1 protein-coding gene is annotated in these 1645 nt (G+C 50.8%); it reads left to right on the top strand.

Annotated features, from left to right (window positions below):
* The coding region (locus F607_RS32390) for an RHS repeat domain-containing protein (protein ID WP_038292754.1) at positions 1–1645 on the top strand (1645 nt) is incomplete at both ends.

Below are 1645 nucleotides of genomic sequence, written 5' to 3'. Positions count from 1 at the left end.
GCAGCTAAAGAACCGCACCACCCAACAAAAATCCCTACAGGATGCCTGGTTGTCGACGGTCACGGAAAGCTTCAGTTATGATGACTGGGGCAATGCCACGGAAAGCAAGCAGGTCATTAAAGACGCCCTGGGTGAACAGCAAAGCACCACGGTAACCACCTACCAAAATGATGAGGCGAACTGGTTACTGGGCTTAGCCACCCAAACCCAGGTCACCAGCGTGAGTGTTGCCGGTGACAGCCAAACCCGCACCACGCAATTCAGTTATGATGCCACGACCGGTGCCTTAACCCAGCGTATTCAAGCGCCTGGCCAAGGTGATTATGTCCTGACCACCGATTTTAAATACGACAGTTTTGGTAACTTAATCGAAGAACAAACCCAAGGTGCCAAGGTGGCGGTACGCAAACAGACCTATACCTATGATGCCCAAGGTCAGTTCTTAACCTCAACCACCAATGCCTTAGGCCATCAAACCCAGCAAACCAGTGACCCGTTCTGGGGTGTGCCATTAACCACCACCGATGCCAATGGCTTGGTCACCACCTATACCTACGATGCTTTAGGGCGCCTGAAAAGCCAAACAGCACCCGATAACACACAAACCACCATCACTCATGGCTGGTGTGCCGCCGCGACAGACAATACGTGTCCGACAAGGGCCGTGTACTGGAGCAAAACGCAACGCTCAGGCAGTGCCCCCAGCACCGTGTATGTGGATAAGCTGGAACGCACCCTGCGGACTGAAACACTGGCCTTAACCGGTAAAACCCAATACCAGGATACCGTGTATAACGCCCTGGGCCAGGTCGAAAAAACCTCCTTGCCGTATTTCAAAGACGATGAGGTGTACTGGACACAGTATGAATATGATCCACTGCTACGGGTGATTAAAACCACGCAACCGAATGGCAGCACAACAGAAGTCGCCTATCAGGGCTTAAATAAAGTCCTCACCAATGCTAAAGGTCAGACCAAAACCGAGCATTACAACGGTGCCGGTCAATTAGTCAAAGTCATTGATAGCCTGGGCAATACCCTCAGTTACACCTACGACAGTTTCGGTAATCTGACCCAAACCACGGACCCAGACAATAATACCGTCGACCTGACGTATGATGTCTTGGGCCGTAAGGTCGCGATGAATGATCCGGATAAAGGCGCATGGACCTATGAATATGATGCGTTAGGCCGGCTCATTCGTCAGCAGGATGCCAAAGGTCAAGTTACCAAGCTCAGTTATGACCTACTCGATCGTCTGGTCAAACAAACGGAAAATGCCCAAGCCAGCTCTAAATTACTCTGGCGGGTCTCTGAATGGCAGTATGACCAACAACGTAAAGGTCAACTAGAACACGTCACTGTGGATGGTATTAGCCAACAGTATCAGTACGATAATTTAGGACGTGTAACCGCAGAAACCCAAACCCTGTTTGGCGAAAGCTTTACCCTGAGTTATGGCTATGACCAGTACAGTCGTCCTCTACAAACAACGTTCCCTACCGGACTCATCGCCAAACAAACCTATAACGAACATGGTTACCTCACGGCGATTACCGATGGTCAGGACAGCAACGCCACCACCTACTGGCAAGCCCAAGCGGCGGATGCCCTCGGCAATATTACCCAACAACAGTACGGTAAT

Origin of the sequence: Zooshikella ganghwensis DSM 15267, from assembly GCF_000428585.1 — a bacterium.
Lineage (GTDB): Bacteria > Pseudomonadota > Gammaproteobacteria > Pseudomonadales > Zooshikellaceae > Zooshikella > Zooshikella ganghwensis.
This window is presented reverse-complemented; position numbering and strand designations above follow the sequence as displayed.